The following is a 24916-nucleotide window of genomic DNA, read 5'->3' as shown; positions in this document are numbered from 1 at the left end:
AGCCGGACTGTCATACTGTATGAATCTTATACTAGCACAAATGACAGCGTTGTCATTATTTTTATTTACAAACAAATAACTTCTTCAATCGTCAATAATTTAACGGAAAAACGCACCTTAACGGTGCGTTACTTTAAGCTTTCTGCTTACACGACTAGCTGATGGAGTCTTAGATCGAACCCATACATCTTGTGTTACTTTGACAGGTTGTGTGTAGGTTTTCCATTGCTCATCACCTTGTTTGTATTCAATCACTAAACCAGGGTAAGCAATATTGGCGTACAACATACTATTCTCAATTTTAGCACCTGCATTTGCAAGACGATAATGCACATCAGCACGTTCTAACTTGGCAAATTCTTTTAGCCCCATGGTAGCAGCAAAAGTTTGCCATTGCTGATCGCGCTGCTGTTTTAATTCAGGGCTAAAGCGATTTGTTTGTTGGCTGTAAACAAATCCATTGTGATCATACGGTACCGCCCAATCTGCTTCATGCCAAGCGCGCTGTGCCAGCGATAATAATCGTGGGAATAGCTTATATTCAGCCATATTATTGGTACGCGTATTTTCGCTCCATAATTGACCCTGAATACCCACAAAACGTTTATCTTTAGCTAAAGGCGCGGATACGACCTTGCCTTGCTCATCATGCTGTAATGTGTCATCAGCTACATAAGGCTTATCTTCTCTATCAAGCCAAAACTCAGCATGAATAGGCAAATTATCTGGCATAAACTGAAATATTTTCTCAGTATTTATGTGCCTTGAAGCCCAGTAATAACCATGCTCTTGTGGGTCTGCCTCATACGGAAAGTCAAAATAGAGCACATCTGGCGACGAAAGCACTGCTTGCCAATTTCTATTGGCAAATTCATGTGCACGCTGATGGCCATTCCACATTAATAAATCCCAAATATTACCTTGCACAACCTCTGGCATATTCTCTGGGTTAGTATGCGATAAGCCATCGCTCCATGCTGCGGTTTCAATATTCATATCAGCCAACATATTAGCGATACGTTCAATAAAATAACTGCCCAGCTGACCTGCTTCGGTAATTTCTAACTTATTTTGTTTAATAAAATCAGCACAAGCAGGTGAATCGACCCATGCCCCGGCGGTTTCATCGGCACCTATGTGATAACGAGTTAGCGGATGCTGTGCCTCACTATGAATACTTTTTACTTGTTCCATTACTTCACGGATAAACGCATAGGATGAGTCTAAACACACATTAATGGTATTGTCGTTGTAGTGCTGTACCGACGAATAGAGCGTTGTATCAAGCGGGTCATAAAGTAAAAACTGTTCGGCTTTTTGTTTATCGCCTTGTTGTATATATTTATTATAACGCGCTTGCATGGATTTAATCGCAGCGCGAGAATGTCCTGGCATATCAAGCGATGGGATCACCTGAATGTGACGCGCACTCGCCGCTTTAAGTATTTCTTGGTAATCAGCTACCGAATAATAGCCGTTTGCTGCACTTGAAGTATCAAGCCCTGCGCCTAGCTGTGGCATTAAACATTGCTGCTCGCTTTGATCAAAACAACGCTTTGCACCTATATCTGTAAGTTCAGGCAGTGATGGAATTTCTAAACGCCAGCCTTCATCATCACCTAAGTGTAAATGTAGCTTGTTAAGTTTATAAGCAGCCATTTGATCAAGTAACTTTAAAATAAAGCCTTTATCACGAAAGTTTCGCGCTACATCAACCAACACACCTCTAAACTGATAATGCGGTGCATCAATAACTTCTCCTACAGGTAATATATTACTGTTAACCTGATATAAGCTCGCTAAACTTTGCAGAGCATAAAAAACACCCGTTTCGTCAACTGCATCGATTACAACCTCATCGGCTTTAATTGCTAATTTATAACTACCATTAAGCTGATCTTTTTTAACCTTGGAATTAAGTGTGACCTTAATTGCCGCTGCATCATCGTTTAAATTAATACCTAGTAGTTCCAGCCGCTCGATTGCAGCTAATACACTTGATTTATTAACTTCTGCATAATTAATATTAAGCCCTTGGCTAATATCAAGCGTTTGAGTTTGACTAAACTCGCTAACGCGTGGGGTGGGTATAATTTGCTGAGCAATGACATTACTCACTTGATTTTGCGAGGTTAAATAAGCTGAAAAGTCATACTTTTCATTACGCTCAAACAAGCGCTCAGCAGTAAGCCACTGTGTTTTGTCGCCCGCAGTACGTTTAAACTGACGAGTGTAATCGGTATAAGGTTCTACATGAGGTAATAGCTCTAAGCCGGTCTCTGGATCAATTTTAGGCTTTGTACTTTCAATCACTTTAGCGGTGTCATTGTTATTCACCACGATATAGTTAGGAATAGCGTCGCTTTGCGATAATGACCAAAAATGCGCATAAAAAGTAATCGTTTTAGTCTCACCGGCTTTAAAGCCAGTAAACCCATCTTTAAGCTCAATGACATGAATATCACCATTAACGTGTTTAATAGTAAATTCATCGCTAATCGACTTTTGTATTGGCGTAATTTGACTAAAGTAAATTTTCCATTGGTCAACGTTAATCGCCGAGTTGGCAGTTAAATGTAAATTCGCTTTAAAACAGTGACCGTTTTCAATATCTGGATCGCACTGTGCTGATGGGCGGTTATCAACTTGCTGATATTTTATTTGTAATGTTTTAGCAAGTAACTCCACCGCACTATCGTTTGCAGGGCTTAGCTGAACCGATGCCGTATTTTGTCCTTCAACATTGCCCTGACATGCACTTAAACCTAGTGCTAAGCAGCATGCTGTCAGTAATGATTTAATCTTCATTCGCTACTCTCCCTTTATTATTAACTTAGTCACTCAAGCATCTCTTTCAAATGCTAAAAATTAAATCGATTTTTGAATGCATTTATTCTTAGTGCGGTTAGTTTATAATGTACCATCAGCTAAAAAATATTTTATGCTTTAAGTTAATCACTATTCATATCTAGTAATTGCTACCTCAGCCAAACAATCCACTATGTAGGTTCTAAATAATAATTAACATTGCGCTTTAATTTATGACAACGCTGTCATTAAGCTGTTAATGTATCCTTTTTTTTCTTTTATAGCTACACAGAAGGGCAAAAAAGATACAAAAAATTTACAAGTGTGAGCTTAATATTCTTTTAAACCATTGTATTTAAATTAAATTTAAATATTACTAAATTATTACCTAAAACTTTATCTACCATTCTCACAAGAAAGGCGTATAAATTAACTGTTAATATTCAATGATGTCTTTATAATTTAGTCGTCAAATAATAAAAACCGAGTACTGTTAACTACTCTTGCTGTAGTCGTTAACCGATAAAGATAAATTAGTACCTAAAATGATATATAAAGGTCTAGTAAGCCTATGAGAACAACAATAAACGACGTGGCAAAAGATGCCGGGGTATCAATAAAAACGGTATCAAGAGTAATAAATAACGAAACCTCGGTCCGTGACAATACCCGTGAAAGAGTTATGGCATCAGTCGAAAAGTTGAACTTTCAGCCAAACTTAGCAGCAAGAAGTCTTGCAGGAACAAAAGCTTACAGCATAGCTTACATATACGACAATCCTAATGCGTACTACATTATCGACATGCAAAATGGTATTTTAGATGCGTGCAAAAAGCAGGGGTTTGAACTACTTATTCACCCATGTGATGCCAAAGAAGCGCATATTTTTGATGAAATTACTAATATGATTAAACGCACTCGTATCGCGGGAATCTTACTCACCCCGCCCTTTTCTGAAATGCCTGAGTTTGTTGAAAAGCTAACTCAACTAGACCTAAAAGTTGTGCGTATTTTATCAGGGCACGACGCGCCTGACTCATTAACACCCTGTATTATGATTGACGATAATCTCGCCTCAAAGTCAATTACTGAGCATCTAATTAATAACGGCCACACGCGCATTGGCTTTTTAGCCGGTGGCAGCGAGCATAACTCGACCAAAGAGCGCTTGGAAGGTTACAAAGCAGCGCTAACCCAATACGACATTACTATAGATCCAAGCTTAATTATTGATGGCGAATATTCATTTGAGTCGGGGGTTGAGGGCGCTAAAACACTCATTAGCCAAACAAATAGGCCAACCGCTATTGTCTCATGTAATGATGAAATAGCCGCCGGTGCGTTATTTGCAGCCAGATTAATGAACATTGATATACCCAGCGAGCTTTCTATAACAGGGTTTGAGGATAGCCCATTCTCTCGTCAAACATGGCCAAAACTCACCACGGCTCATCAGCCTAATAATAAAATTGCCGAAGATGCGGCTAGCTTGTTAATAGCACAAATTCGTAATGGCAATGACCGCGATATTATAAAACTATACACTCCTGAGCTCGTCGTTAGAGACTCTACCGCACGTCCTAGTTAGCTTTTATTAGGTTAACCATATAATTTACTTCTGCGCTGTAACAAACGTTCAGCGCAGGGTTGTATTAAAAACGGCCTACTTTTTGAATGAATCTTCTGTATTACTGAGCTTATTAACAAATAAACGACTTTTAGTGTAACTTTTACACTTAGGGCCTGTTGACCTTTTAAGGTTACATAACTCAGTTCAACTCTCTAATACCGATTCACTTAATTAAGTATTATTGCAAATTGGTATAAATATACAGGAGTAAATTATGGCCAAGTCAGCCCAATTGTATAGAATGGCAACCGATGAACATATTTGCCCATTTGGTTTAAAATCTAAAGATTTGCTTGAACGTCAAGGCTTTGAAGTAGACGATCACTTACTCACCTCAAGAGCGCAAACCGATGCGTTTAAACAACAACACGACGTAGAAACAACACCACAAACGTTTATAGATGATAAGCGCATCGGTGGCTACGACGAACTTAGAAGTTTCTTTAATAAACCGCCTGCCGGGCAGCAAGGTACAACCTATACCCCTGTTATAGCGATTTTTGCGGTTACCTTGTTGCTAAGTTTAGCCTTTTCGTTAAGTGGTGCAGGGCTAAGCGTGTATACGCTTGAGCTTTTTGTAGCATTAACAATGGCCGTACTAGCCATACAAAAGCTGCAAGATTTAACCAGCTTCTCAAACTCGTTTATCACTTACGACTTATTCGCCATGAAAGTGATCCCTTACGCTTACGTATATCCATTTTTAGAAGTCTTTGTAGGTATAGGTATGATTGCAGCACTACCCGCTTATATGGTTGCCCCTGTCTCCCTATTTATAGGTAGTATTGGCGCAGTCTCTGTTATTAAAGCTGTATACATAGACAAGCGAGCACTAAAATGCGCCTGTGTTGGCGGCGACAGCAATGTACCGCTTGGCTTTATTTCATTAACCGAAAACCTATTTATGATAGCAGCCGGTCTATGGATGCTAGTCAAATAATAAAAAGGCGCGGTAAGTTAAAACTTACCGCGCCAGTGCAAACTCTTCGAATGTTAAAGCCACATGAGTTATTTTAGTAAATGAAAATTACCCCTCACTTATCGCTGTATTTAAACCGGCTTCAGCATCGGCTAGCATAGCAAACTCCTCATCTGCACTTTTGGCCACTAAATGTTTAGAGCTAAAGCCAAAGTAATACGCCGCACCGACTATAAACAGCACCATAGTGTATAAAAAAGCACGGGGGTCAAAGGCGTACACACCGGTCAGAGCAATCAAGGATAAACACAATGCTATGCTTGAAGTGACAATGCCGCCAGGCGTTTTATAAGGTCGAGGTAAGTCGGGTTGTTTTAAGCGCAACATTATATGACTGAACGCCATTAACGCATACGATACTGTTGCACCAACCACCGCCATAGCTAACATTAAATCGCCCTCACCACTTAGTGAAGCTAAAAAACCAAATACAGCAGGTACAATAAGCGCTCGTGCTGGCACTTTACGCGCTGTAGTAATTGATAACGAACGTGGTAAATATCCCGCACGCGATAACGCAAACACCAATCGACTATAGCCATAAATAATAGAGAAAAATGAAGCCACCAGCCCTGCTAATCCCAGTATATTAACCACGGTTGCTAAATCGCTATTGCCTGTCGCATTTAACGCATCTACCAGCGGAACTGCACTTGCGCCCATTGCTGTTGCACCTGCTGCGCCGGGTACTAACACAACCACTAATAACGCGGTAAACAATAAAAATACCATGGCGCCAATAATACCTTTAGGTACATCTTTAGCCGGATCTTTTGCTTCTTCAGCCGCCAATGGCACGCCTTCAACCGCTAAAAACAACCACATAGCAAAAGGTAATGCAGCCCACACCCCATACCAACCCAAAGGTAAAAATTCATTCGCACCTGCGGCATCTGTTACTGCAGCATCAAATAAATTGGTAGCATCAAAATTTGTAATTAAAACCACTGCCGTTGCAACAATAGCCAGTACCGCTAAACCGCTTATGACCATCATTACTTTTAGCGCTTCACCTACACCCGCTAAATGAATACCTACAAACACCAAATAAAATAGTGCATAAACCCATGGGCCATTGAACCCCGTTAACGCCTCCACTGCAGAGCCAATAAATATCACAATGGCGGCCGGTGCTAACGCATATTCAATTAATACCGCAAGACCGGTTAAATAACCACCCGTTGGCCCCATTGCTTGACGAGCAAAACTATAACCCCCTCCAGCAGCAGGAATAGCAGCCGACATTTCAGCCAGCGATAACACCAAAGTTAAATACATAATCGCCATTAACACTGCAGCTATCGCGAAGCCGCCCCAGCCAGCTTCTGCAATACCAAAGTTCCACCCAGCAAAGTCACCTGAAATAACATACGATACCCCTAACCCTGCCAGCAATAACCAACCTGCAGTGCCACCTTTGAGCTGCCTTTTTGCTAAGTATTCTGAATTATTAGTAGACATAACATCCTCTTTATCGATTTTTTATTTTTAGTTACCGTTATTCCGCATTTAAAAAATGACGGCTCGATTGTTGATGCTCAATCACATCATCCTGTGTCCGATCTTTTAAGTTCACTCCCGTTAGTTTTAATGTTTTAGCTTCATTTAATAAGTAGGCTGCCCGTCTTGCCGCATCGATATAGGGCAAACCAGCAGGACGAATATTAGATATACAATTACGCAGCGAATCGTTAAGCCCTGTTTTAGGCTCCCAGGTTAAATAAAGTCCCAAGCTATCTGGTGAGCTAAGCCCAGGACGTTCACCAATGAGCACCATCACAATTTGGGCATTCAATAACTCACCAATATCATCACCAATGGCTACTCGCCCTTGTTCAACTAAGGTGATTGGAGCAAGAGTAAGTGGCTTATTAACGCTCAACTGTGAAAGTAATTCAGCTATAAAAGGAGCTGCATTTTTTTGAACCGCCAACGATGACAAACCATCAGCGACTACAATGGCTAAGTCGTATTTTTCTTGGGTGCTTTGCTGTTGCTCAGCAACAAAATCAAGTAATAATTGACGACTATGCTCATTTAGCTTTCGACCCAAATCTGGTCGTTGTAAATAAGTAACTCTATCAACCGCTTGGCTATGTAAATGCAATACACGCGCATTAGCTGCATTAACAGTCGCTAACTTTGCTTTCATTTCATTGATATCAAGTGGAAAATTGACTGCATCGCGCGCTTGCGCATGCGACAGTTGAAACGCCAGCATTTCAGAGGTTGGTAAACTAATACCCGCTCGACCAAGTCCTATGCGGGCATCAGTAAACTGGCGTAAGTCACGCCATGGGTTGTGTACCACATTGCCATTATTTTTATGATCAGTATTAGCAAGGTCATTTGATTTAAAATCTGCAGTCATGAACGGCCTCCCGCCAGTGCATCTAACGGCTTAGCAAATGCAGCGGGAAGGCTGTGCGATAAAGTAACATCGCTACTGTTTTTCATAATGTTCATGTTAGTAAGCCACTTTTCAAATTCTGGCGCGGGACGAGAGCCTAGAACTCGGCGCACGTATAACGCATCATGAAATGAGGTAGTTTGGTAATTGAGCATAATGTCATCGGAGCCCGGAATCCCCATCACAAACGAGCACCCAGCTACACCAAGCAGCGTAAGTAAATTATCCATATCATTTTGGTCAGCCTCGGCATGATTGGTGTAACACACGTCACATCCCATCGGAATACCCAGTAATTTGGCACAAAAATGATCCTCAAGCCCCGCGCGGGTAATTTCTTTGCCATCAAATAAATACTCCGGGCCTATAAATCCCACCACCGTATTAACTAATAGTGGATTAAATTTTCGTGCAACGGCATACGCGCGAGTTTCGCAGGTTTGCTGATCAAGCCCGTGATGAGCATTAGCCGAAAGCGAGCTGCCTTGCCCTGTTTCAAAATACATCACATTATTGCCTACCGTGCCACGCTTTAAACTCAGCGCGGCATCTTGTGCCTCAGCTAAAGTATTTAAACTAAAACCAAAACTCGAATTGGTGGCTTCTGTTCCACCAATAGACTGAAACACTAAATCAACTGGCGCCCCCGCTTCTATGCATTCAATCGTATTAGTGACATGTGTAAGCACACAGCTTTGGGTAGGAATTTCATATTTTTGAATCACCTCATCCATCAATGTCATCAATTTAATAGCCTGCGCCACGTTGTCGGTTGCGGGGTTTATACCTATCACCGCATCACCATTACCGTACAGCAGCCCATCTAAAATACAGGCGGCAATGCCGTTAATATCATCTGTTGGGTGATTAGGTTGTAAACGCGTGGATAAATGCCCAGGTAAACCAATGGTGTTTCTAAATGCACTGGTTACATGGCATTTTTTAGCAATAAGGATAAGATCCTGATTACGCATTATTTTGCTTACAGCCGCAGCCATTTCAGGGGTGATCCCTTGTCTCACACTTGCAAGTACCGAGGGAGTTGCAAAGTCACTTAACAACCAATTACGAAAATCTCCCACGGTTAAATGAGCAATCGCCATAAATGCATTAGCATCGTGATCGTCCATAATTAAGCGAGTTATTTCATCGTCTTCATAAGCAATCAGTGCCTCATTTAAAAATGCCTTCAACGGAATATCCGCTAAGGTCATTTGCGCCACCGCTCGCTCTTGCGCTGATTGTGCAATAACACCCGCTAACCTGTCACCTGAGCGATGAGGAGTGGCTTTTGCCATTACTTGCGCCAAATTTTTAAAATTATACACCTGCGTGCCCAGTGTATATCGGTACCTTTGCCCCATGATCTACTCCACATAACAACTAGTTCAAACCTTGGTACAGGTTTTGCTGACCTATAAGCTATAAATCAATTTTGTTTAGTTTCAAGAGAGCTTAATTCATACCAAGACACTATCGAATTTTGGCAAATCATCATTTTTAGCTTTATTTCATATAGTTAACTATAGTTACAGGTGGTAACTTAATCTTAATAAAAATAAAAAAAGCAAAGAGTAACGCCATTATGACGCAGCAAGATTTAGCTAGCGCACCACAAAAGAGCATGGTGCATACCCAAGATATAGATGAGCAGGCGCATAATCTAACGCAGTGGCAGCAAAAATATGATCAGCTCAGTGATGGGCGATTTTTTGGGTGTATAGAAAGCGTGGATTATTCTAATATTCATGCATTTGAAGAATACACAGAGCGTGCTCTTCACCAACAATGCGCAATAGCGCCACGATCTATTTGGCTCGGGATCCCAAAGCAGTCGCAGCAGAGCAAAATTAATGGCTTAAATGTGGCAAGTAATCAATTTATGTGTCGCACTAGTGAGAGTAACTTTGAGCTTATTACACCTGAGCAGTTTAATATTTATGGTTTAGTAATAGACACGCAATCTTTAGAGCATATGGCTCAGATACAAGGGATGCACTTAAAAAATATAACGTCTTCAGGTACTGAGCGACTGACAACATGCAACGCCATGCTAAAAAGTGCCCGGGGTATAATAAACAGTATGGTTAGCAACAACGCTTTTGGCCTAAATGCCGATTTACAGCAAGACATGCTTAATATGCTGGCATTACATTTACTAAACGAACAGATTCCATGTCAACGCATCGCTCCCAGTTATAAACACCGCAAAGCGGTTGTTGATAAAGTAAAAGATTATATAAAAGCGCATCCACAAAACACGGTAACAATTACTCAATTATGCGAACTCACCTTTGTGAGCAGGCGTACCTTACAATATAGTTTTGAGAGTATTTTAGGGATAAACCCACTGCGGTTTTTACGTTTAACCCGATTAAATAATGTTAGAAGAGAGCTAAAATTAGCAAAGCAAGATAAACCCATTTCTGTGGTTGCTGCCAATTGGGGGTTTTGGCATGCAGGGCAATTTACCAAAGACTACACGCAATTATTTGGTGAGAACCCTTCGCAAACAGTGATAAACCATGCTTCTTATTTGGCAAATTCTAAATCGATAATACATGGATAACGAGGATACGGATTTCGGGTGGCGAGCTACGAGCTGCGGGAGGCGCTGCGCTGAAAGAATAGATTTAAGGGCTGATATGACTAGGTGCTAGACTGTTTGCACAAGCTCGCTACTCGTCACTCGAGGCCCGTTGCCTTCTCATTTACTCCTCATTCACTTCTCTTTGTGCAAACATGTTTTAAGTGATTAATTCAAAAAGAGATCATGAGACGCTGCGCGGAAAGAGAAGGCTAAAGGTGCTAGGTTGTGTTCGCTGCTCGTGACTCGAAACCCGAAGCTCTTAGCTCGAAGTCAGCCTTATTTCGGTAAGTCAAAAGCCCTATTTGATCGGTGCTAATTAAGCCGCGATTAAATAGGACTCTTGTCCTGCATGTTTGTTGTTACGTTTAAACGAACCTTTACCTTTTTTAGCTTTAACCACTTGCGGTTTAAATACTTTAGAGGTTACCAGTGCCGCCAATGCGTTGTGCTTTATCACTCCTCGACCGGTGTCTACTTCGGATTTATTAACCGCTTTTGCTTTGCCTTTTTTAGCCATTTGTTTTTTCCTATTAGTAAAATGAGAGGGATACATATCCCACACTGATATTGATGGCGATTGTATGCTTAATTTTCAAGCATGCAACCATTTTTAATGTCTTTTTCAATTTTTTCAAGCATAAAAAAAGCGCCGTTTAAAACGGCGCCTTTGCTGGTTTAACTTAACCTAAAAATTAAAAATTAAAATTAAAAACTAAAGCTTAGTTTTGCATAGTAACTACGGCCATCAAAACCGTATGGTACTGCACGTAACGGGTATTTAAATGCCCCATTTGAGATAGCATTTAGTACTTCATCATCACCTAGCTCATCCGGTGTTTCATCAAATACGTTGTCTGCTCCAACCGATAACGAAAACATCTCATTAATTTCATAGCTTACGTTTAAATCTACGAGTACTGCAGTCTCTACGGTACTCGTCGCTTTAAACGAGCCATCTGTTGCAAGCTCAATATGGTCATTACCAAAGTACTTCACATCAGTTTCGCCAAAGTAATTAAAGCGGATCATTGCGCTGTAGGCATCACGCTCATAATCAAAGGTAAGCGTTGCACGTTCACCCGGTTGTCCGTCGGTTAAAAAGCTACTTTGAATGTCATCAAGTGCTACACTTTTTGGAATGCCGGGAGCTGCATTCACACTATCAATTTTAGTTTCGTTTAAGTTACCCGCAAACGTAGCAGAAAAATTACCGTCATATAAATCAGTGCGGTATGACGCAATAATGTCCACGCCTTGAGTGGTTGAATTCACTGAGTTTGAAAAGTAATTCGCTTGCACTGCACCCGTTGCTTGCAGAGCAGCAACCGCCTCAGGACTAAACGCCACATCATCAGCCGATAACAAGCTGCCTAATGTAATACGGTCTTCAATTTCTACACGGTAAAAATCCACCGTTAACGATAAATCACTGGTCACATCGTAAACAAAACCGGCACTGTAGTTAGTTGATGTTTCAAGCTTTAATGTATCAACGCCTAAAGCAGCAGGAAATGCAGAGCCCGTTGTCGCTGTAAACGACTGACTTAACGTGCCGTCAGACCCTAAGTTAGTGGTAAACGCAGTGTAACCACTTTGCTGTAATGATGGCGCTCTAAAGCCCGTTGATAAGGCACCACGTACTGCAAAGTCATCATTAAATTCATAACGTGTTGCTACTTTACCTATGATGTCGTCACCCGCATTCGAAAAATCTTCATAGCGAAGGGCACCACTCACATTCCATGCATCGCTTAACATGGTTTCTGCATCTACATATACTGCGTAACTATCACGATCGCTTTTGTTTGAAGCTTCAGGACGAAGGCCGTTATAAGCTTGAAAGCCACATTGTGCAAATTGACTCGGATCGTTCACCGATGGGTATGATGTATCCGTGTTGGCTGTGCCACACGCGTATGATGCTTCTTCACCGGGTACAATTTCATAGTTTTCTTTACGGTATTCAGCGCCAATTGAAACATAAACAGGCTCACTGCGACCAATATCAATAATGCCGTTTATATCTGCATTAAACGTTGTTTGATCAAATCTAAATCCACCCGAATAACCCTCTGTTGGGCCAGCATTCGCGGCTATATCGGCATCGCTTGCACCCTGATTATTAAATAAATACTCCGCCGCGTATGACGCATTTAAAGTATTTCGTGAGGTAAAATCATATTGGTTTTCACCGTAAACAGCAGAAACATCGTAGGTCCAATCAGGGTTAATTTCACCTTTAAAACCAACAGCTACCGAAATATCTTGTGCTTCATTGTCGATTTGCGGTAAAAAGCCGTCGCTGTATACTTGCGTTACGTTTTTAGACGCTTCATTAAAATTACGGTAAAAGCCGTTGCCTAGTGCCGTGCGCTCAGAGTAACCACCAAATGAGTAAAGCTCCCCCTCACCCATTGGCAACGCCATATTGTAAAATACCGAAGTGAATTCACTTTCTGCATTACCTTGTCCCCAACGTACTTCGTCCGATAAAGTACCTGGTGCAACATTAAGTGACCCACCCGTATCTCGCTCTGCGCGGTTAGTTTTATCTGCATCGCGGTACTCAAGCGATAAATTAATAAAACCGCCTTCATTACCTAATTCAAAGCCACGGTTTAAACCGGCTGAAATTGTTTCTCCATCTCCTTCTGCCGTTTCGCCATATTGTACGTACCCGGTGGTTAAATCTGTTGAGTTATTAAGTGATAAGTTGATAACCCCTGCAATTGCATCTGAGCCATACTGCGCCGCCGCACCATCACGCAACACCTCAACCCCTTTTAAAGCAATAAGCGGGATCGCATTCATGTCAGTACCCGCAGAGCCGCCGCCCACAGTACTTGTTAAACCAAAAATAGATTGATTATGACGGCGCTTACCGTTGACTAAAACCAAGGTTTGATCTGGTTGTAAGCCGCGTAATGTAGCAGGGCGAAATAAATCAGAACCATCAGAAACCTGTGTTCGTGAGAAGTTAAATGACGGCGCCGTTGCCTGTAAGCTCTGCCCAAGCTCGGTAAAGCCGCCTTTGTTTAAATCATCTGCGTCAATTAAATCAATAGGTGATGACGACTCAGTGGCAGTTCGGTTTGAAACTCGCGATCCTAAAACAGATATTTGTTCGATATTTTTTTCAGCTTTAGCTGACGCTTCTTGTGCATTAACCATACTTGGCGCACTGAAGGCAAAAGCAACCGCTACAGCCAAGGTGTTTAAACGATATGTTGACATAATGATGACCCTGTTTTGTGTATTCTTATAATGTGTGTGGGGTATATTCGTGTATCCCCTTGCCAACATCCTAGCAACATACACAAACAAAAATAAACAAAAACTTGATAAAATTAGCATAAAAATGCAAATAACTTTAAAAACAGGAAAATAACACCTTTAAGAGCTCAAAATACAACCAAAGTGGCAATTTAATATCACACCACCACAAGTTAATACAATGTTAAATATAAAGTTATATTTATAAGAACTAAAAACAACGTGGTTGTACGTTTTTTAAACCAAGCTGGTGATAAAACGTACTTATAATGATATTTTATGCAGTTTTTATTAGACTAAAGTAGATAATAAAGAGAAGAAGGAGAACTCAGAGGAAATTATAAATAGGTGGTTTTGTAATACTGCCCGTTTTTAAATGTTATTTTATACAGAGTCTATTTAAGAGGTATAACTCTGCCAATCAAATTCACTAATAACATGGCAAAGTAATGGGTCTACGCCTTTTGAGTCACAGTATGCACGTAATTGCATGGGAGTTTGTTCATCAAAAATAATTTGCCAAACAATATACAACATATGATTAAACAGAGTTAACTCATTATCATCAGTACCAGCTAAATCATGGCAACTCATCAGTAAGTTACATATTTTCGTGTCGTATCCCCATAACTTTAAAACGTAGGCCGAAATAAAATTGGCACTCACGTATCCATTGTTGATGGTTTGCGCATGTTCATCTGGCGGTTCACTTTCGCCTTGAGACAGTAAAATAATTTTGCCAACAAAACTCAATAACGCCACTGAAAATAATAGTTCTTGATCATGTAAGTTAAAACCTGCTTGCTTTGCAAAACGCTTAACACAACTAGCGTAATTCGCCGCTATATTTAATTGCTTTTCATGCACATCAACAGGAATAGACGATTCAAAATTTTTGGCAACCAATAAAGAAGTGGTGATAGCCATTAATATAGTGGTTCCGAGCCTCGACACAGCTTCATCAATTGACGAGGTAGGCCTTATAAAGCCAAGATAAGCAGAGTTTGCAAGTTGCAACAATTTAGCGGTTATTATTGGCTCTTGAGAGACAACATGGCTAATATCATGTAAATCAAATTCATCGCTTTGTACTAAGTCTCTGAGTTCTTTTAAAATAAGAGGGTAAACAGGGAAGCTGATCATTGCCCCTAACTGCCTGCGCACATTAAAAGCAAAAGGTAACGACTTTAACGCCGCTACATTGTCAAAAAGCGCGGTTATATCTGCTTCATTAAACGGCTTAGCAAGGTAAGCATGCACAACATTAGGTTGTCGCATCATGGTGCTCAATGTCATATCACCAGTAAGTAATGCTCTGACTGGGTAGGGGTTTTGTGAAGAGCATTGCTCTAAAACATCCAATCCATTCATTTGCGGCATTAAATAATCACTTAATACTAAATCTAAGTCTTGCTTAGTGTTTAGCAGCTGCCAAAATTCATCAATATCAGAGGTTGTCATTATATCAACTTCTGGATAGGCTCGATGAATAGTCCTTTGTAATACTTTTAATAAAAAAGCATCATCGTCTAGTATGACGACCGTTATCGAACTCATTGCGCACCTTGAGAATTAAAATGGTTTAAATAATTACAAAAATCATCCTGCTCTAAAGGCTCACTGTAGTAATAGCCTTGTATGTAGTCACACCCTAACTTTTTAATTAATTCACATTGATAGGCTGTTTCTACCCCCTCAGCAACAACTTTTAAATTTAGATCATGCGACATACGCGTAATATTACGAATCATACTTTGCATCGCTAAAGACGATTCAATATCAGTAATAAGGGTTCTATCTAGTTTAACGCCATCTACAGGGAGCTTAGAAAGATAGCCAAGTGATGAATAACCTACACCAAAGTCATCAATTAATAGCTTAAACCCCAACGATCTTAGCCTTATTAATTGCTGTTCGCAGGTAGTAAAATCTTCGATTAGATAAGTTTCTGTTAACTCAAAAACTAACTGTGACGGCTCTAAACTATTGCTGCTTAAACACTCGAGCATGTAGTCAATCCAATCCGGATCATCTTTTAATTGCCTAGCAGACAAGTTAATTGCTAATACACCCACCCCTGTTTTGTTGTCTGCCCAGTATTTTAGTGTTTTACAGCTTTGAGAAATAACCCAGCGCCCTATTGAGATAATTTGACCATCGCATTCAGCAATCGGGATAAAATGAGCTGGCGCTACCCAGCCATGTTTACTCGGCTCATACCAGCGAATTAACACCTCAGCAATAAATATTTGGCCTGTTTTAGTATCAACCTTTGGTTGAAAGCGTAATGAAAGCTCATCTTTATTTACCGCTGTTAATAATAAACGGCTTAAATCAAAGTTCTTTTTATAATCTGCGACCAGCTGAGGGTCAAAGCGAGAACAAATACGCTGCTGATCACCTACTTGGTAATTCATCGTCAACTGCATTTGATTAACGAGCTCTTTTCCCTCTAAACTATCCTCAGGAAACAAACCATACACACCATAAAGCTGCACATGGGCATCGGTATATTTACTAGGAAGTGCTTTTTTCAGATCATTCATCGCCTTATTTAGAACGGTTAAAATTTCACTATCAGATTTAATTTCAGGAACAAATAATACGAACCTATCGGCGCTCTTATGAAGAACTTTGACCGCTTTTTCTGATACGCCTTTTAGCACATCCAAAACCAATTTTATAAGGTGGCTGCCATCTTCGCCCCCTAGCAAATCATTAATTAATTGAAACTGCGAGATACCTATATAAACCAAGGCATAACATTCTTTGTTCGCTTCACACAGCGTTAAATGATGATAAAAGTCAGACTCGTTGGTTACTACCGACTGTGTTCTGGTAAGTTGAAAAATACTACTCAAGCTGTTTGAATTAATTGATAGCTTCAAAAGTTGGAAAGAATCATCATTTAAACAACGCTCTATCATAATTTCTTCGCTTTTCGCTAGATCAGAGGCGCGTGCATAGTTAATAAAAAGTGTACTGCTTTGCTTGTCAATAAAAGACTGGCTTACCGCTTTATTTTGAGCTGTATCTAAATGGGCGAGGTGTTTGTTTTCGTATAAATGAATATCAGGAATGATTTCAGCGGCAGGCGCGTTAAAACGATTAATAATGCCGTTATTGTCTATTTCTATTAGGCCAGACATGCTGCCCATTAATAACTGATCTCTTACTCTTTTAGCTCGGCGCTGTTCATATTTTACTTGCGCCTCGCTAATGTTTTCAAGTAGTTCACTATCGACCCATGGTTTTTCTAAAAAACGAAATACCAATCCCTGATTCAATAACTCAACTACAGACTTAAAATCAGCATATCCACTTAGCACTAAGTTTACGCAATCGGGCCAGCGACTTTTAACCTGCCGTAATAAATCAGCACCGTTCATTTCTGGCATTCTAAAGTCAGTAATGATTATCTCAACTTGATTAGCCGCTAATATTTCAAGCGCCTCAAAACCAGTGGATGCTGTTATTACATCATAACCAGAACGAACAAGTACTCGTTTTAAAGACTTCAATACATTGAGTTCATCGTCTACTAATAAAATTCGCAAAGCCACTATTTACACCCCAAGAAGAGTTCTATTTTTACCAAATAAAATATTCACACTGTCTATCAATGTATCGTTACTAAATGGCTTACAAATATACCCATCAGCACCGGCATTAACTGCATCGATTAGTTGAGTTTCAGGCATCCCTGAAATTACTAACACCTTAATATCTTTAAACTCTTCGCAAGAGCGGATAAAACGAATGACCTCAATGCCGCTTAGTCCCGGCATAGATAAATCAACAGTTATCAGCTCTGGTTTTCGCTGGTGCATTAACGTACCAGCCTCAAACCCGCCTGCGGCTTCTACTACATCAAAACCACTTCGTTTTAAAACACGCCTAATTGCAGAACGAACATTAGCCTCATCGTCAATAATTAAGACCTGTGGCTTGTGCGACAAACTTTGTGGAACTGGCATTTTATGTCTGACTAAAAAATCAATAAAGTCAATTACCTGCACTCTATAATTGCCTCGACCAGTCAGCTTATGCCCTTTTAAATCTCCCGCGTTAATCCAACGGCTTACCGTTCGTTGGTGAACATCGCAGTAACGAGCAATCTCACTTGGCTTTAATGTTTTTAGCATGCTAATAAAATTCAACTTGATTTTAAACTTACATTAACATAAATTTAATAACAAGGCGACAAATGAGACACTTAAGACATAGATGACATTTATTAGCAGCTAATTCAATAACACACCCTATTCAAGAATAGTCTAGAATAAATCCTAAGCTATTATTAATAGTTAAAAGCACCCACAATTGTGGCTATCGTTATCACCAAGGGGCATCTATGTTCGCCATTGATACTTTTCACACTCACGGCAGCGATATAGATCAATTTATCCAACCTGTAAATCAGTTTACGAACAACAGCCCTGATTTGCTGCTTGGGTTTGCAACAACAGATACCATTAAGCACCTTTGCAACAACCAGCCAAGCTTGATAGAAAACACTCAAAACGGTTTATTTATCTCATCATGCCTTGGTTCATCAACCGAGCAAACCCTCTCATTAAATGAGCACAGCATTAGTTTATTCTCGATTAAAGACCCAAATGGTCATTATGGTGTTGCAAGTTGTAATGTAACCGATAATCTAAGAGAAAATGCTGCTCAAACCGTACTCGAAGCCATTGCTAATGCAGGCCAAACTGGACTCGCCCCAAAAATGGTCTGGTGTTTTCAAGTTCCAGGTAATGAGGAGTTGGTATTACAAGGAATTCAAGATGCTATCGGGCAGCGTATACCTGTTTTTGGAGGAAGTTGTGCCGACAACGACATTTCAGCAAAGTGGTGCTTTAGCGATACTAAAAATGTATACCAACAAGGCTTTATTATTGCAGTGTTATACCCCTCGGTAGAAACATTCGGCTTTTATAGTTCAGGCTATGATAAAACCGACCAGCTGGGTACAGTTACAAACGTTGATGGTCGCATATTAAATACTATCAATAACCAGCCCGCCTTTGATGTTTATAATCTGTGGCGAAAAAACATAGGGTTTGAACAGTTAAAAGCGGGAAATATACTTGCCCAATCAACGATGACCCCACTGGCTAGAGCCCTTTCCTCTGATGATGATATTCCTAGGCTGCTGCTAAGCCACCCAGCGGTAGCTGAAAATGGCACGCTAGAATTATTTTCAAATTTAAGCGTTGGCGATACTGTTTATCTTGCTTCGGGAAGCCCTGAACAATTAATAAAACGAGGCGATATGGTCGTTTCTTCACTGACCAAACTGGCAGACTTACATGCAATAAAAAATATAAAGGGCGCTATTATTATTTTTTGTGGCGGCTGCATGTTATCTATTCAAAGTGCAATGCAAGAAGTAAAACACTCTATTGCAGCACAATTACCCAACACACCGTTTATTATGGGCTTTACCTTTGGAGAACTTGGCACATTTAGCGACTCAACTAGTAAGCACGGTAACTTAATGATCTCATGCGAAATATTTGGTGATTCTGTATGACTACCAACGAAATACTATTAGAAAAACTGCATTTATTACAGGTTCATAATTTAGCACTTGAAGAAAACCGTGCCTTTAACAGCCTGATTTTAGACGGCCTAGATGCAATCTTAAAAAACGACAGCACAGAAACCTTACTCACTGAGTTTTTTAATATTTTGCAACAAGCGATCTCTTTTTCTGCGGCTATTTTAATTAAAATAAATCCCAGTGATGAATTATCTACATTAGTTACAGCATCGCACCCTCATAGCGATGCAATAATTACCCAGCTTACAGCTCTCGATAAACCGAATAGAAACATTAAAAATGTGTTTAACTTACACCAACTTCCTAATTGGCAAGTAACCGATCCTTTTTGGAATTCGCAGCATGCAATGCTCACCACTCCAGTAAGTACCAGCACAGAGAGCTACCAGCTCTATATTTTTTCTGAAACAATTGGCGCGTTTAATCAGCACGATATTACTTTAATGCAACGCTTTGTCAGTTTTGCAGGGAATACGATTTCACAATTTGAAAAACGAAACTTACTTGTGAAACAAAAAGAAATGGAGGAAAAACAAAGCAACATTGAACAAGTGCTAATCAACTCTGAAAAAATGGCTTCGTTAGGGCAAATGGCGGCAGGCGTTGCACACGAAATAAATAACCCTTTAAGCTACATTGTTAGTAATATCCAAAATTTGGCTTACAACCTTGAGCAATTTAGTCATTTAATTAACACACTCAAAGCAGAAAAAGCCATAACGCAGCAAACATTAGTAGATACGCTACAGCATTACCAATTTGATGAATTACAAACAGACTCAAGCGATATCATTGCTGAAATGACTGAAGGGGCTGATCGAGTTAAGGAGATTGTTCAAGGGTTAAGGCAATTTGCTCATCCGGATCAAACCCAAATTGGCGATATTGATATAACCGAGCTCATTGATAACACATTACGTGTTGCCTGGAACGAAATTAAATACAACGCCAACGTTGAAAAACACTACAACACAGAACCCGTTATCATCACAGGGCGTTCAACCCAGCTCTCTCAGGTATTTTTAAATTTATTTTTTAACGCCGCTCAAGCCATTTGCGACAAGGTTGGAGTGATCAGTATTACCACTAAAGCCGATAAAAAAAATGCCTATATAACTATTGCCGATAATGGCAGTGGAATTGATGAGAACAAATTAAATAAAATTTTTGACCCTTTCTATACTACAAAACCAATAGGCCAAGGCACAGGGTTAGGGCTGGCTATAAGCAAAGCAATTATAGAGCAGCATAGTGGTCAAATTCGAGTTGAAAGCCAGTTAAACCAAGGTACTGTTTTTTATATTACCTTACCTAAAAAACCCAAACTAACTGACGATGTACTCACTATTTTAAATGCTAACAAACCGATTGAATAAGCTCTATTTACAGCACTGATTTTGTGTAAGTAAGCTGAAATAATCATCGTTAACTTTAAGAGTAATATAGTTAAAATATTTGCAAACCAAGGTACTGCGCTATGGTATTTAATCCTATCCGCTGTGATTTACGTATTGCTAAAGTACAGTATCTTGATATGGCTTAAATAAATCAGTTGTTTACAAGCAAAACTTAGACTAACTTTAGCCATTTAATACACTTTCTTATTGGTAAAAAAATGACGGACATTGACCCATTAGAGCAATTAAATCAACAACCACCGAGTATTTTATGCTTAGATGATGAAGCCAATGTGCTTAAATCTTTAGTTCGTTTATTACGCCAATATAAATTTGATGTGAGTGTTTCAACCAGTGGCCAAGATGCACTTGAAAAAATGCATGCAAAGGAATTTGACGTCGTTATTAGTGATATGCGTATGCCACATATGAGTGGGGCGGAGTTTTTAGCTAAAGCGAGAAAAATCGCTCCCGATAGCCAGCGTATTTTATTAACTGGTTTTTCCGATCTAGAGTCAACAATAAGTGCGGTTAACGAAGGAGGCATTCATGCCTATGTGCAAAAACCTTGGCAAAATGATCACTTAATTAGCGTTATCCAATCGGGTGTAGAAAAGTTTAGACTAAAAAAACAAAATGAAATTTTACAACTTCAAGTAAATCAACAAAATCAACAGCTAAAAGAACTTAATACTAATTTAGAACAACTCGTCGACAAGCGAACAAAACAAATTAGAAGCGTGCTGAAAAAACTTGAAGTCGCTAATGAAAGTGAAAAACGAGAGCATCAATCTACTGTTGAACTGCTTTATAATTTTATTAATGCAAATCCGTATCTCGATGGTAAAAGAGCAGAGAATATTGCCGGCACATGCACGCAAATAGCGCGTTACCTTAATGTATCGCAAAGAAGTATTACGCTTGCGCCTATTGCAGGGTATTTAGCTCAAATTGGTTTACTTGCGATGGACCCTGAGCTTTACAACAAACCTATTAACGAACTCAATGAAGTACAGCGCAAAACGTTTTACACCCACCCGAGTATTTCACAATTAATGCTCATGCCTGCAACGCATTTAAGCGATGTTTCTGATGCAATTTATCATCAATTCGAACGCTACAACGGCCAAGGAATACCCAAAGGGCTTGCTAAAAACGATATTCCTATTGGGGCTATGGTGCTCAGCGTTGCTCGCGATTACTGGGAGCATTATGAGCAAAGCGATCCATTATTAACTACAAAAATGCGTCATGAGGTGGCACTTAATAATATTAAGCTTGGTAGTGGCAGCTTATATCATCCAAAAATAGTAAAATCGCTTGAGGCAAGTCATGTACAGCTTATGGCCTCAGACACGTCTATTGGCTCGATTAAAGTAATTTGCGCTCAAGAACTTGAAGAGAGTATGACACTGGCAAACTCACTGCACAGCCATACAGGTATTATGCTTTTACCTAAAGGGCACGTTTTCAATTCAAAATCGATTGTGAAACTACAGCAACTCGAAGCCAAAAAGCCGACTCCGTTTAGAATTATGGTTAAAACGGCTAAATGATTGATCTAAAATGCTCTTTTATTCGTTATACTAAGCCATAATAGTTACTTTCAAATATATTGCTTGAAGGAGCACACAGTGTCGCGATTTTCTGCCGTTACCGATAATCCCCACGACGGGCGTTTTAACCAAAAAACAGGTATTTTATTAACCAACTTAGGTAGCCCCGATGCCCCTACAGCAAGCGCGTTACGTGTTTACTTACGTGAGTTTTTGTCAGATCCGCGTATTGTAGAAATACCACGTATAGTGTGGATGATCATTCTTCACGGCATCATTTTGCGTATTCGCCCAAAACGCTCAGCTAAATTATATAAAAGTATATGGACCGAAAATGGCTCGCCGCTTACTCACATTACACGCCAGCAAAGCCTTAAATTAAATGCCTTATTAAAACACCATGGCTATACCAACACCGAAGTGGTTATGGCGATGCGCTATGGTAATCCATCAATCGAAGCGGGCCTTGAAGAGCTTAGAGACAAAGGTTTAACCCGTATTATTGTGCTGCCACTTTACCCGCAGTATTCAAGCCCAACCACAGGCTCCACATTTGATGCGGTTGCCAATGTATTAAAAAAATGGCGCTGGGTGCCAGAGCTGCACTTTGTAAATGGGTATCACAAAAACCCAACCTACCTAGAGTCACTCGCTAACAGCATTAGCGAAGATTTCGAAAAACACGGAATGCCACAAAAAATGGTGTTTTCATACCACGGTATGCCTAAACAGTTTTTAGATAATGGCGACCCATATCACTGCCTCTGCCAGCAAACCACGCGTTTAGTGGTTGAAAAACTAGGGCTAGACAAAGATAAAGTGATCACTACTTTTCAAAGTCGCTTTGGTAAAGCTGAATGGTTAAAACCATACACAGATGCAACCCTTGAGAGCTTACCTAGCGAAGGCATTAAAGATATCGCAATTATTAGCCCTGCATTTAGCGCCGACTGCCTTGAAACACTTGAAGAATTAGAAGGTGAAAACCGCGAAATTTTTGAAGAAGCTGGCGGCGAAAAATACCGATACATTGCAGCCCTAAATGATCGTGACGATCACATCGACGCCATGTTTGATGTGTTAAAGCCAATGCTATAAAAAAAGAGAGCAGCGGTTAGGTTTTAGCTCTCAGCGTTCAGCTGGAGATTAGCCAAGTGCGGTGAAAGCTTGTAGGCGCGAGTATATCTCGCGCTTTCTCTTGTATCACTTTCTGATAGCTGACAACTTATAACTCAAAGCTGCGCTTAGCGCTTACGTGTCACTAATAATGTGATTGCTCCGGCAATTATTCCCCAACAGGCAGAGCCCACCGACCATAAAGTTAAATCTGAGGCCGTGACTAAAAAAGTAATAATGGCCGCTTCAGTATATTCAGCACTATGCAAAGACTGCTGCAAACTATTGGCAATAGTGCCAAACAAAGCAATACCCGCCAGCGCCAATACTAAGGCCTGTGGCAGGCTTGCCACAATTGCCACTAACATAGCCGCACATAACGCCATAATTATGTAAAACACGCCACCAGCAATACTTGCCCAATAACGCTTATCAGGGTCTTTATCAGCCTCTTCGCTCATACAAATAGCCGCTGTTATGGCTGCTAGATTAATAGAGTAGGTACCAAAGGGAGCCGTCACACAATTTATTAACCCGGTCACAGTTAATGACGATGATATAGGCGCCTTATAATTATATGCTTTCAAAATAGCGAAACCGGGTAAGTTTTGTGAGGTCATAGTTACTATATATAAAGGAATACTTATACTTACAAATGCCTGCAAACTAAAGCTTGGCGCAATATAAGTAAAACTACTGGCTTGCCAATGCACGGTACTGGTATCGATATTGCCCATATACCACGCTAAAAATATACCCGCTAGCAACACACTTAGCATCGCAAAACGGGCAAAAAAGCGCTTACCAATAAAGTACACCACCACCATTAAACCAATAACTAATGGCATATCGTTCATAAAGTTAAACACATCAATGCCAAATGTGACTAATACCCCCGCTAACATGGCACAAGCCAGTTCACTGGGAATGCGGTTCATGATTTTTTCAAACCACCCCGTTATTCCCGACACCAGCACCAATAAGGCTGAGAGCATAAATGCACCTATCGCTTCAGGTAGGCTATAGCCTTGAGCACTTGAAATTAGTAATGCAGCTCCAGTGGTAGACCATGCAATTAAAATAGGCACTTTATAATAAAACGACAACACAATAGAGGTACTGCCCATTACCAAGCCCAGCATTAATATCCAGCTTGCCACTAGTTCAGGTGTGCCACCTAAAGTGATCACCACTTGGTAAATCAATGCTATTGAACTTGAAAAACCAATAATAACGGCAACAAGTCCCGCCATAGTGCGACTAAGTAACTGATCAGTCCCTGCCATAATTCCCTCATTAAGAAACCCTAATGTTACAACATACTTTGCCTATTTATACTTTGCAATTTTGAATAATGAAAAATGATCACGTTGCTAAAAAATTTTATTGGTCAGTTTTGTCTTTCAAAATCATTGCAATTTAAAAAACACATACGTACCTAAAAACATGCCACAGGGTGCGTCATTACTACAAAAAACCACACTTATTAAATCAAAAACAAATACCTAAAAAAGGTAAAGTAAATACTTACAATAAGTTACAAAAACACCCATTAACACTTTATGGTTACAATTTAAATTTGATCTCA

The 24916-nt window shown here is 40.0% G+C and carries 17 protein-coding genes; 7 read left to right on the top strand and 10 right to left on the bottom strand.

Features of this window, described 5'->3' with window-relative positions; genetic code table 11:
* Positions 1–117: 117 nt before the first annotated feature.
* Complete coding sequence (locus tag DK924_RS10180) at positions 118–2808, bottom strand: family 20 glycosylhydrolase (RefSeq protein ID WP_109875074.1); 2691 nt, start codon at positions 2806–2808, stop codon at positions 118–120.
* A 571-nt stretch (positions 2809–3379) separates the two neighbouring features.
* Between DK924_RS10180 and DK924_RS10175 the strand changes: the two genes are divergently transcribed.
* Together DK924_RS10175 and DK924_RS10170 are read left to right on the top strand one after the other, a co-directional pair.
* A complete protein-coding gene (locus tag DK924_RS10175) occupies positions 3380–4396 on the top strand; it encodes a LacI family DNA-binding transcriptional regulator (protein WP_054201446.1) in 1017 nt (338 codons plus the stop codon).
* 256 nt (positions 4397–4652) lie between these two features.
* On the top strand, positions 4653–5378 hold the full coding sequence (locus DK924_RS10170) for a MauE/DoxX family redox-associated membrane protein (protein ID WP_109875073.1): 726 nt from the start codon (positions 4653–4655) through the stop codon (positions 5376–5378).
* A gap of 87 nt (positions 5379–5465) precedes the next feature.
* On the opposite strand, the gene eat is transcribed toward DK924_RS10170, so the two are convergent.
* Genes eat through DK924_RS10155 form a run of 3 tightly spaced genes read right to left on the bottom strand, consistent with a single transcriptional unit; the run spans position 5466 to position 9191 of the window.
* Complete coding sequence (eat, locus tag DK924_RS10165) at positions 5466–6878, bottom strand: ethanolamine permease (RefSeq protein ID WP_109875072.1); 1413 nt, start codon at positions 6876–6878, stop codon at positions 5466–5468.
* A 37-nt stretch (positions 6879–6915) separates the two neighbouring features.
* The gene (gene eutC, locus DK924_RS10160) at positions 6916–7788 is read right to left on the bottom strand and encodes an ethanolamine ammonia-lyase subunit EutC (protein WP_109875071.1); all 873 of its coding nucleotides are present in this window, start codon (positions 7786–7788) and stop codon (positions 6916–6918) included.
* The gene (locus DK924_RS10155) at positions 7785–9191 is read right to left on the bottom strand and encodes an ethanolamine ammonia-lyase subunit EutB (RefSeq protein ID WP_008114355.1); all 1407 of its coding nucleotides are present in this window, start codon (positions 9189–9191) and stop codon (positions 7785–7787) included. Before DK924_RS10155 ends, eutC begins: the two co-directional genes overlap by 4 nt.
* 221 nt (positions 9192–9412) lie before the next feature.
* Between DK924_RS10155 and DK924_RS10150 the strand changes: the two genes are divergently transcribed.
* The gene (locus DK924_RS10150) at positions 9413–10396 is read left to right on the top strand and encodes a helix-turn-helix domain-containing protein (protein ID WP_109875070.1); all 984 of its coding nucleotides are present in this window, start codon (positions 9413–9415) and stop codon (positions 10394–10396) included.
* Positions 10397–10733: 337 nt separating this feature from the next.
* Here the strand turns inward: DK924_RS10150 and arfA are convergent, their stop codons facing one another.
* The 5 genes from arfA to DK924_RS10125 form a co-directional block, all read right to left on the bottom strand.
* Entirely contained in the window at positions 10734–10934 is a 201-nt protein-coding gene (arfA, locus tag DK924_RS10145; protein WP_109875069.1) for an alternative ribosome rescue factor ArfA, read from the bottom strand.
* Between the two features lie 188 nt (positions 10935–11122).
* A complete protein-coding gene (locus DK924_RS10140; RefSeq protein WP_109875068.1) occupies positions 11123–13651 on the bottom strand; it encodes a TonB-dependent siderophore receptor in 2529 nt (842 codons plus the stop codon).
* Positions 13652–14089: 438 nt separating this feature from the next.
* Positions 14090–15247 (bottom strand): HDOD domain-containing protein, encoded by a 1158-nt coding sequence (locus tag DK924_RS10135; protein WP_055011569.1) that lies wholly within the window; start codon positions 15245–15247, stop codon positions 14090–14092.
* Positions 15244–17253, bottom strand: a complete 2010-nt coding sequence (locus DK924_RS10130) for an EAL domain-containing protein (protein ID WP_109875067.1) — start codon at positions 17251–17253, stop codon at positions 15244–15246. Before DK924_RS10130 ends, DK924_RS10135 begins: the two co-directional genes overlap by 4 nt.
* Before the next feature lie 3 nt (positions 17254–17256).
* Positions 17257–17835 (bottom strand): response regulator, encoded by a 579-nt coding sequence (locus DK924_RS10125; protein ID WP_109875066.1) that lies wholly within the window; start codon positions 17833–17835, stop codon positions 17257–17259.
* Positions 17836–18044: 209 nt separating this feature from the next.
* Here DK924_RS10125 and DK924_RS10120 point away from each other — a divergent pair, with 209 nt between their 5' ends.
* The 4 genes from DK924_RS10120 (at position 18045) to hemH (ending at position 23310) form a co-directional block, all read left to right on the top strand.
* Positions 18045–19229 (top strand): FIST signal transduction protein, encoded by a 1185-nt coding sequence (locus DK924_RS10120; RefSeq protein ID WP_109875065.1) that lies wholly within the window; start codon positions 18045–18047, stop codon positions 19227–19229.
* Complete coding sequence (locus tag DK924_RS10115; protein WP_109875064.1) at positions 19226–20635, top strand: sensor histidine kinase; 1410 nt, start codon at positions 19226–19228, stop codon at positions 20633–20635. The genes DK924_RS10120 and DK924_RS10115 overlap by 4 nt, the downstream gene beginning before the upstream one ends.
* Before the next feature lie 239 nt (positions 20636–20874).
* On the top strand, positions 20875–22212 hold the full coding sequence (locus tag DK924_RS10110; RefSeq protein ID WP_010389515.1) for an HD domain-containing phosphohydrolase: 1338 nt from the start codon (positions 20875–20877) through the stop codon (positions 22210–22212).
* A gap of 78 nt (positions 22213–22290) precedes the next feature.
* Positions 22291–23310, top strand: coding sequence for a ferrochelatase (gene hemH, locus DK924_RS10105; protein WP_109875063.1), 1020 nt, complete (start codon positions 22291–22293; stop codon positions 23308–23310).
* A gap of 146 nt (positions 23311–23456) precedes the next feature.
* On the opposite strand, the gene DK924_RS10100 is transcribed toward hemH, so the two are convergent.
* Entirely contained in the window at positions 23457–24614 is a 1158-nt protein-coding gene (locus DK924_RS10100; RefSeq protein ID WP_109875062.1) for a benzoate/H(+) symporter BenE family transporter, read from the bottom strand.
* Positions 24615–24916: the final 302 nt, after the last annotated feature.

Source organism: Pseudoalteromonas sp. meg-B1, from assembly GCF_003173795.1.
Lineage (GTDB): Bacteria > Pseudomonadota > Gammaproteobacteria > Enterobacterales > Alteromonadaceae > Pseudoalteromonas > Pseudoalteromonas undina.
The sequence above is the reverse complement of the archived record's forward strand: the minus strand, read 5'-3'. Positions and strand labels throughout refer to the sequence as shown.

Bases quoted from the DNA above. Each gene is read 5' to 3' on its own strand.
- DK924_RS10125 (WP_109875066.1), bottom strand. From the start codon at position 17,835: ATGCTAAAAACATTAAAGCCAAGTGAGATTGCTCGTTACTGCGATGTT.
- arfA (WP_109875069.1), bottom strand. From the start codon at position 10,934: ATGGCTAAAAAAGGCAAAGCAAAAGCGGTTAATAAATCCGAAGTAGAC.
- DK924_RS10120 (WP_109875065.1), top strand. From the start codon at position 18,045: ATGTTCGCCATTGATACTTTTCACACTCACGGCAGCGATATAGATCAA.
- DK924_RS10175 (WP_054201446.1), top strand. From the start codon at position 3,380: ATGAGAACAACAATAAACGACGTGGCAAAAGATGCCGGGGTATCAATA.
- DK924_RS10155 (WP_008114355.1), bottom strand. From the start codon at position 9,191: ATGGGGCAAAGGTACCGATATACACTGGGCACGCAGGTGTATAATTTT.
- DK924_RS10110 (WP_010389515.1), top strand. From the start codon at position 20,875: ATGACGGACATTGACCCATTAGAGCAATTAAATCAACAACCACCGAGT.
- DK924_RS10170 (WP_109875073.1), top strand. From the start codon at position 4,653: ATGGCCAAGTCAGCCCAATTGTATAGAATGGCAACCGATGAACATATT.
- eat (WP_109875072.1), bottom strand. From the start codon at position 6,878: ATGTCTACTAATAATTCAGAATACTTAGCAAAAAGGCAGCTCAAAGGT.
- DK924_RS10140 (WP_109875068.1), bottom strand. From the start codon at position 13,651: ATGTCAACATATCGTTTAAACACCTTGGCTGTAGCGGTTGCTTTTGCC.
- DK924_RS10135 (WP_055011569.1), bottom strand. From the start codon at position 15,247: ATGAGTTCGATAACGGTCGTCATACTAGACGATGATGCTTTTTTATTA.
- eutC (WP_109875071.1), bottom strand. From the start codon at position 7,788: ATGACTGCAGATTTTAAATCAAATGACCTTGCTAATACTGATCATAAA.
- DK924_RS10150 (WP_109875070.1), top strand. From the start codon at position 9,413: ATGACGCAGCAAGATTTAGCTAGCGCACCACAAAAGAGCATGGTGCAT.
- DK924_RS10180 (WP_109875074.1), bottom strand. From the start codon at position 2,808: ATGAAGATTAAATCATTACTGACAGCATGCTGCTTAGCACTAGGTTTA.
- DK924_RS10115 (WP_109875064.1), top strand. From the start codon at position 19,226: ATGACTACCAACGAAATACTATTAGAAAAACTGCATTTATTACAGGTT.
- DK924_RS10100 (WP_109875062.1), bottom strand. From the start codon at position 24,614: ATGGCAGGGACTGATCAGTTACTTAGTCGCACTATGGCGGGACTTGTT.